The sequence below is a fragment of the Actinomadura sp. KC216 genome, from assembly GCF_004348535.1.
Taxonomy (GTDB): domain Bacteria; phylum Actinomycetota; class Actinomycetes; order Streptosporangiales; family Streptosporangiaceae; genus Spirillospora.
Map to the genome: position 1 here is coordinate 1 of NZ_SMJX01000374.1, position 7,523 is coordinate 7,523.

General features: G+C 72.1%; 5 protein-coding genes. 2 read left to right on the forward strand and 3 right to left on the reverse strand.

Features of this window, described 5'->3' with window-relative positions; genetic code table 11:
- A partial coding sequence (locus tag E1264_RS37360; RefSeq protein WP_243711412.1) for a chromosome segregation ATPase occupies positions 1-1,215 on the reverse strand: 1,215 nt, incomplete at its 3' end.
- A 292-nt stretch (positions 1,216-1,507) separates the two neighbouring features.
- Positions 1,508-2,461, reverse strand: a complete 954-nt coding sequence (gene pip / locus E1264_RS37365; protein WP_132181418.1) for a prolyl aminopeptidase — start codon at positions 2,459-2,461, stop codon at positions 1,508-1,510.
- Between the two features lie 71 nt (positions 2,462-2,532).
- On the opposite strand from pip, the gene E1264_RS37370 reads away from it, so the two are divergent.
- A complete protein-coding gene (locus tag E1264_RS37370) occupies positions 2,533-2,754 on the forward strand; it encodes a hypothetical protein (RefSeq protein WP_132181412.1) in 222 nt (73 codons plus the stop codon).
- A 6-nt stretch (positions 2,755-2,760) separates the two neighbouring features.
- Here the strand turns inward: E1264_RS37370 and hrpA are convergent, their stop codons facing one another.
- A complete protein-coding gene (gene hrpA, locus E1264_RS37375) occupies positions 2,761-6,681 on the reverse strand; it encodes an ATP-dependent RNA helicase HrpA (protein ID WP_207936749.1) in 3,921 nt (1,306 codons plus the stop codon).
- Between the two features lie 244 nt (positions 6,682-6,925).
- On the opposite strand from hrpA, the gene E1264_RS37380 reads away from it, so the two are divergent.
- Positions 6,926-7,523: serine/threonine-protein kinase (locus E1264_RS37380; protein ID WP_132181416.1), on the forward strand; the 598-nt coding region annotated here is incomplete at its 3' end.

The window sequence follows — 7,523 nt, forward strand, 5'->3', positions numbered from 1 at the left end:
GGCCGGTGCCGGGGGCTGGCCGCCGATCGGCGGCGGGCCGGGTGGCATTCCGGGGGGCGGCATCCCGGAGGGCGGCGGCCCGGTGTGGCCGCTGGGCAGTGCGGGCGCGGTGCCGGGCATCCGGCCGCCGGGCGGGACGTTCGACGACAGCGTGTTGTGGGTGAACTGGTCGATCTGGCGGCGGGCGCGGTCGGCCTCGGCGCGGGCGGCGTCGCGCTCCTCGGCGAGGGCGGTCAGCGCGGCCTGCTGCTCGGCGACCGACTGCGACAGCTGCCGCAGCTGGACGGCCTGCTCGTTGATCTTGGCGGTGAGCTCGTCGCGCTCGGCCGTCACGGCCTGGGCGCGGGCCTGCGCGGCGTCGCGCTCCTTGACGGCCTCGTCGGCGCGGGCGTTGGCGCGGACGGTCTCCGCCTCCGCCTCGGACTGGGCCCGCATCGCGGCGGTGCGCTCGGCCTCGGCCTTGCTGGCGGTCTGCATGGCGCGCTGCCGCTGCGCCTCGGTGTCGCGCATCGCGTTGCGCAGGTCTTCGGCGCCCTGCTTGGCGACGGCGGCCTCGACGCGCTGCGCCTCGACGGCGCCCTCCGCCTCGGCGAGCTTGGAGTGCAGGCCGACGAGTTCGGCGCGGGTGCTCTCCAGCGCGGCGAGCAGCTCGGTTTCGCGGGCGGCGACGCGGTCGCGCTCGCTCTCGGCGGCGAGCTTCGCGGTCATCGACTGCTGCGCGACCTGGTGCGCCTCCTCCCACGCCTGCTGCGCGGCGTCGCGCTTGGCGGTCGCGACCTTGGCCTCCTCGCGCAGGCGGGCGGCGTCCTGCTCCGCGGACTCGGCGCGCTTGCGGGCGGACGACGCCTCCTGCCACGCCTCCTCCGCCTTGCGCTGGGACGCGTCGCGCTCGCTCTGCGCGATGGCGAGCTCGCGGGCGGCCTCGGCCCGCACCTCGGCGACGCGGCGCTCCACCCCGGCGACGCTCAGCTCGGACGTCAGCGAGTCGGCGAGCACGTCGGCGGCCTTCTCCAGCCGCTCGACCATCTCCCAGGCCGCGGCGACCTGCCCGGTGAGGCCCGGCGCGTCGCGGCCGCGGTCGCGGCGGTCGCGCGCCTCGCGGGCGCAGGCGCCGTCGTTGTCCTGGCAGTAGCGGACCGCGCGGACGGCCCCTACGGGCTGCGGGACGGGACGCCCGCAGTTGGCGCACGGCCACACGGTGACGGGATCGCCCACCCGGGCGACCGCCGTCTCCGTAGACTCGCCGGGACCGGGACCGGCGGCCTTCGTGTCGGCGCCTCCCGGGCTCGGACCGCCTGCGCCGGGACCGTTCGCCGCACCGGCGCCGGGGGCTCCGGCACCGCCGTCCCCCGCGCCTTCGGAGACCGCGCCCTGGGGAGCCGCGGCCGTCCCCTCGGGGCCGCTATTGTCGCGCTCTTCGCTATTAGGCATGGAATGAACCATACGCACTGATCCGAGTTGCTGCAGTGACTTGTGTTGGACGCGTGGACAAGCGCAGGTCGCGGGCTCAGCGTACGGCGAAGCGGTCGGTGGCCTCGATCAGGAGGTCGCGGATGCCGGGCTCGGAGCCGCCGTGGCCCGCGTCCTCCACGATGTGGAAGTCGGCCTCCGGCCAGGCGCGGTGCAGGTCCCATGCCTGGTCAGGTGGGGTCTTCATGTCGTAGCGGCCGTTCACGATCACGGCGGGAATGTGCCGGATGCGGTCGACTCCGGCGAGGAGGCCCTCGTCCGGGAGGAAGCCGCCGCTCGCGATGTAGTGGTGCGTGATGCGAGCGAACGCGAGGACGTCGGCGTCGTCCAGCTCGGGCGGCGGGACGGGCAGCAGCGTGTTCGCGGTGAGCTCCCACCCGATCCACGCCGTCGCCGCCGGGAGATGGACGGACGGGTCCGGGTCGCCGATGCGGCGGCCGTAGGCGGCGATCAGATCGTCCTGCTCGGCGGGCGGGATCGCGTCCCGGAACGCCGCCCACTCGGCCGGGAACAGGTGCGCCGCGCCCACCGGCGTGAACCCCCACTCCTCGTCGGCCGGGCGGACCAGCCACACCCCGCGCAGCACCAGCTCCGTCACGCGCTCCGAATGCGCCTGCGCGTAGGCGAGGGCGAGCGTGCTGCCCCAGCTTCCGCCGAGCACGAGCCAGCGGTCGACGGACAGGTGCTCGCGGAGCCGTTCGATGTCGGCCACCAGGTGCGGTGTCGTGTTGCGCTCCAGCGACACGGCGGGGTCGCCGGCGTGCGGGAGGCTCCGGCCGCAGCCCCGCTGGTCGAACAGCACGACCCGGTAGGCGGACGGGTCGAACAGCCGCCGGTGGACGGGCAGGACCCCGCCGCCGGGCCCGCCGTGCAGGAACACCGCGGGCTTGCCGTCCGGGTTCCCGCAGGTCTCCCAGTAGATCCGGTTCCCGTCGCCGACGTCGAGCAGCCCGGAGTCGTACGGCTCGACGGGCGGATAGAACTCTCGCAACCCCATGCGACCAGTCATACCCGACGATTGATCATGGTTCGCCCAGGTCGCCGTCGCCTAGGATGCGCGACGTGACGGAGCTGAGGTGCACGCTGTGCGGGTCCACGACCATGCAGGAGGGGTTCGTAGAGGACTCCGGCCAGGCCGCCCGCGGTTTCGCCCGCTGGGTGGCGGGGCCGCTGGAGCGGGGGCTGCTCGGCGGAGCGAAGCTCTTCGGGAAGCACCGGCTGCAGATCCACGCGTTCCGCTGCGCGAACTGCACCCATCTGGAGCTGTTCGCCTACAACGACTGAGAACCGTCAGAGCGCGGCCATCGCCTTGCGGATGCGCTTGTCGGAGACGGGGAAGCGCGTCCCGAGCTGCTGGGCGAAGAGGCTGACGCGGAACTCCTCCAGCATCCAGCGGATCTGGCGGGCGGGCTCGTCCTCGCGGCAGGACGGGTGCAGGCGCCGCAGCGCCTGCTCGTACTCCTGCTCCAGGACGTCGACCTGGTTCGCCAGCAGCCGGTCGCGTCCGGGGTTCTCGGGGAGCTTGTCGAGCCTGATCTGCAGGGCGCGCAGGTAGCGGGGCAGGTCGGGCAGCCGCGCCCAGCCGGTCGCGGTGACGAACCCGGGGTGGACGAGCGCCGCGAGCCGCCCGCGGATGTCGGTCAGCGCCGGGACGAGCGTCAGGCTCGCCGTGCCGCGCACCCGCCGGTCGACCTCGTGCGCCTCGGCCAGGACGCGTTCGACGATGGCGACGATCTCGGCGGTGGCGTCGTGCAGGTCGGCGCGGACGCGGTCGTACAGGGCGCGGAAGCCGTCCTCGTCCCAGGCGGGGCCACCGGCCTCGGCGATGAGCCGGTCGGCGGCGGCGGTGACGCAGTCGTCGAACAGCGCGGCGATGGAGTCGTGCGGGTTGTGGCTGAGCGCGAGCTTCCCCTGGTTGGTGAGGCGCCCCTGGATGAGCTTCACCGGCGACGGCGCGTTCAGCAGGATCAGCCGCCGGGTGCCGAGCCACATCGCGCGCCTCTGCTCGGCCTCCGTCTCGTACATGCGGACGGACACGCTGTCGCCTTCGTCGGTGAGCGCCGGGTACGCCTTGACGTCGTATCCGGCCTGGTTGCGCTCGTAGGTGCGGGGCAGCTCGCCGATCGTCCAGTCGCGGAGGCCGGAGCGCTCGATGGTCGAGGCGGCCTTGGACAGCGTGCCGCGGACCTTGCCCGCGAGGCGGCGTTTCAGCTCGTCCAGGTCGGTGCCCTCGCCGAGCGCGCGGCCCTTGTCGTCGACGACGCGGAAGGTCATGCGCAGGTGGGCGGGCAGGCGCGACGGGTCCCACGCCTCGCGCGCGACGGGGACGCCCGTCAGCTCGGTGAGTTCGCGTTCGAGGGCGTCCAGGAGCGGCTCGGTGCGGGGCGCGACGCGGTCGAGGACCTTGCGGGCGTAGTCGGGCGCCGGGACGAAGTTGACCCGCAGCTGCTTGGGCAGCGACCGGATCAGCTCGGTGACCAGTTCCGTGCGCAGGCCCGGCACCTGCCACTCGAAGCCGTCCGGGCGGACCTGGTTGAGGATCTGCACCGGAATGTGGACGGTCACGCCGTCGGCGTCGGTACCCGGCTCGAACTGGTAGGTGAGGCGCAGCCGCAGCGCGCCCTGCTTCCACGCGTCCGGGTAGTCGGACTCGCTGACGCCGCCCGCCGTCTCGTTGATGAGCATCGACTTCTCGAACCCGAGGAGGTCGGGTTCGTCGCGCCGGGCCTTCTTCCACCAGGAGTCGAAGTGCCGTCCGGAGACGACGTCCTCGGGAATGCGCTCGTCGTAGAAGTCGAAGAGGGTCTCGTCGTCCACGAGGATGTCGCGGCGGCGGGCGCGGTGCTCCAGCTCCTCCACCTCGTCCAGCAGGGCGCGGTTGTCGTGGAAGAACCGGTGGTGGGTCTCCCAGTCGCCTTCGACGAGCGCGTGCCGGATGAACAGCTCGCGGGACAGCGCCGGGTCGATGCGGCCGTAGTTGACGCGCCGGTCGGCGACGATCGGCACCCCGTAGAGGGTGACCTTCTCGTGCGCCATGACGGCGGCCTGCTTCTTCGACCAGTGCGGCTCGCTGTAGTTGCGCTTGACGAGGTGCTCGGCGAGCGGCTCGATCCAGTCGGGTTCGATCTTGGCGTTGACGCGTCCCCAGAGCCGGGACGTCTCGACCAGCTCCGCCGACATGACCCAGCGCGGCGGTTTCTTGAACAGCGCCGACCCCGGGAACACGGCGAATTTCGCGCCGCGCGCTCCCAGATACTCCTGGCCGCGACGCTGCCTGTCCTTCTTCTCCGCGTCCGCGAGGCCGATGTGCGAGAGCAGGCCCGAGAGCAGCGACATGTGGACGCGGTCGGGCGCGGCATCGGCGGTGTTGAGCGTCACGCCGAGCGATTTGGCGACCTGCTTGAGCTGCCCGTGCAGATCCTGCCATTCGCGGACGCGCAGGAAATGCAGGAACTCGCTCTTGCACATCCGCCGGAACGCGCTCCCCGACAGCTCCTTCTGCTGCTCGCGCAGGTAATTCCACAGGTTCAGGTAAGCGAGGAAGTCGGATGTCGGGTCGGCGAACCGGCGGTGCTTGTCGTCGGCCGCCTGCTGCTGCTCGGCGGGACGCTCGCGCGGGTCCTGGATGGACAGCGCCGCCGTGATGATCAGCACCTCGCGGACGCAGCCGTTCTTGTCGGCCTCCAGGATCATCCGGCCGAGCCGCGGGTCGACGGGAAGCTGGGCGAGGCGGCGGCCGAGCGGGGTGAGGCGCTTGCGCGGGTCCTGCTGGGACGGGTCGATGGCGCCGAGCTCGTGCAGCAGATCGACCCCGGCCTTGATGTTGCGCCGGTCCGGCGGCTCCACGAACGGGAACGCCGCGATGTCGCCGAGCCCCAGCGACGTCATCTGCAGGATCACGGACGCGAGGTTCGTCCGCAGGATCTCCGGCTCGGTGAACTCGGGACGCGACTCGAAATCGTCCTCCGAGTACAGCCGGATGCAGACGCCTTCAGATACTCGGCCGCAGCGTCCCTTGCGCTGGTTCGCCGACGCCTGCGACACCGGCTCGATCGGGAGCCGCTGCACCTTCAGCCGGTGGCTGTACCGGGAGATGCGCGCGGTGCCCGGGTCGACCACGTACTTGATCCCCGGGACGGTCAGCGACGTCTCCGCGACGTTCGTGGCCAGCACGATCCGCCGCCCGCGATGCGGCTGGAACACGCGGTGCTGCTCGGCGGACGACAGCCGCGCGTACAGCGGCAGGACCTCGGCCGCGTCCCGCCGCCGCGTGAAGTGCTTGGTCAGCGCGTCCGCGGTGTCGCGGATCTCGCGTTCCCCGCTGAGGAACACCAGCACGTCTCCGGGCGCCTCGCGGCCCAGCTCGTCCACCGCGTCCAGGATCGCCTGGATCTGGTCGCGGTCGGGGTCGGCGGACGGGTCGTCCGGGTCGACGACGGGCCGGTACCGCACCTCCACCGGATACGTCCGCCCGGACACCTCCACGATCGGCGCGTCCCCGAAGTGCTCGGAGAACCGCTCGGAGTCGATCGTCGCCGACGTGATGATCACCTTGAGGTCGGGCCGGCGCGGCAGGATCTCCTTGACGTAGCCGAGCAGGAAGTCGATGTTCAGGCTGCGCTCGTGCGCCTCGTCGATGATCAGCGTGTCGTACTGGCGGAGCAGCCGGTCGGTCTGGATCTCGGCGAGCAGGATGCCGTCGGTCATCAGCTTGACGAGCGTGTCGTCGCTGGACCGGTCGGTGAAGCGCACCTTGTACCCGACCGCGTCGCCGAGCTCGATGCCGAGCTCCTCGGCGATGCGGTCGGCGACCGTCCGGGCCGCGAGCCGCCGCGGCTGGGTGTGCCCGATCGAGCCGAGCACGCCCCGGCCCAGCTCAAGGCATATCTTCGGGATCTGGGTGGTCTTGCCGGACCCCGTCTCCCCCGCGACGATCACGACCTGGTGGTCGCGGACCGCGGCGAGGATGTCGTCCTTCTTCTGCGCGACCGGAAGCTGCGCCGGATAGGTGATCGCGGGCACGGCGAGCCGCCGCCGCTCGACCCGCCGCTCCGCGGCGTCGATATCGGCGGTGATCTCCTCGGCGACCTTGGCGCGCCGCCCGGCGTCCCGCATCTTCTGCACGCCGTCGATCCGGCGGCGCAGCCGGTGCTGGTCGCGCAGCATCAGCCGCGGCAGCCGCGCACGCGCGTCGGCGAGCGGCGATCTCACACTCGTCCTCATAACCATCGACAAAGATAGGGGTCGGGTCCCGTCCGCCCGGCGGGTCCCCGCGCGTCCCGCAAACCTACGAACCGTAGCCGGAGCGCCCCACAGAAAGCGATCCGTTTTTCAGGCAACCTTTTAGAACGTCTCCGTCCAACACGACATTCCGGCCTGGCGTTCACGCCACGCATTCGGTCGTTCACGCCAAGCCAGTGCAAGCGCCGGCGTCCATCGTTCATCATTGGGAGGCGTGGGCTACCCGACATCCGCCGGCCGCTACCGGATCGACCGCCTCCTCGGCTCGGGCGGGTTCGCCTCCGTCTGGCTGGGGCACGACCCGGAGCTCGACTCCCCCGTCGCGATCAAGATCCTGGGGGAGCACTGGACGCTGCGGACCGATGTGCGGGACCGGTTCGTCCAGGAGGCCCGGCTGCTGCGCCGCGCCGACTCGCACCGGATCGTCCAGGTCTTCGACATCGGCGAGCTGCCGGACGGCCGCCCCTACTTCGTGATGACCTACGCCGACCGCGGCACGCTCGCCGAGCGGCTCACGACCGGCCCGCTCCGGCTGAACGAGGCGCTGCGCACCGCCTGGGAGATCATCCGGGGCGTCCAGGAGCTGCACGACCTGGGCGTCGTGCACCGCGACCTCAAGCCGTCGAACGTGCTGCTGCGGTCGTCGTCCGGCGGCGGCGAGCGGCTCATGATCTCCGACCTCGGCATCGCGCGGACCGATGACCACCTGTCGAGCCTGACGCTCCCCGCCGGCTCCCCCGGTTACATGGCCCCCGAGCAGGCCCAGATCGACGGCGCCCCGGACCGCCGCTTCGACGTGTACGGGCTCGGCG